Genomic DNA, 294 nt, shown 5'->3' with positions numbered 1-294 from the left:
CGGCAGCGTATCGAGGAAGGCCTGGCGGTTCAGCGCATCGTCAAGATCCGGATAATCCTTGATGAAGAGCTCCCAGGCTTCCTGCGGAGGTTTGGTGAGGAAGATGGCGGCATCCTCGACGGCCTTCAGGAAGCGGGGAAGCCGATCGTCGCCGGCCATGTCCCTGTGGGCGACGAAGATCAGCTCGTCGTAGACCGGAACGCCGTGCTCTTCGGGAAAGAAGGTGCGGGGCTCGCCGCCTGCGAGGCGGATCTGGGTCAGTTCGAAGTTGCGGAAGCCGCCGACGGTCGCATC

1 protein-coding gene is annotated in these 294 nt (G+C 63.6%); it reads right to left on the bottom strand.

Annotation, left to right across the window (positions count from 1 at the left end):
• The coding region (locus R0J92_RS22360) for an ABC transporter substrate-binding protein (protein ID WP_411053270.1) at nucleotides 1-294 on the bottom strand (294 nt) is incomplete at both ends.

The sequence above is a fragment of the Tritonibacter sp. SIMBA_163 genome (assembly GCF_046535935.1).
In the GTDB taxonomy this organism is placed as follows: domain Bacteria; phylum Pseudomonadota; class Alphaproteobacteria; order Rhodobacterales; family Rhodobacteraceae; genus Epibacterium; species Epibacterium scottomollicae.
Note: the sequence above shows the minus strand (reverse complement) of the source record. Positions and strands in the feature narration are given on the sequence as shown.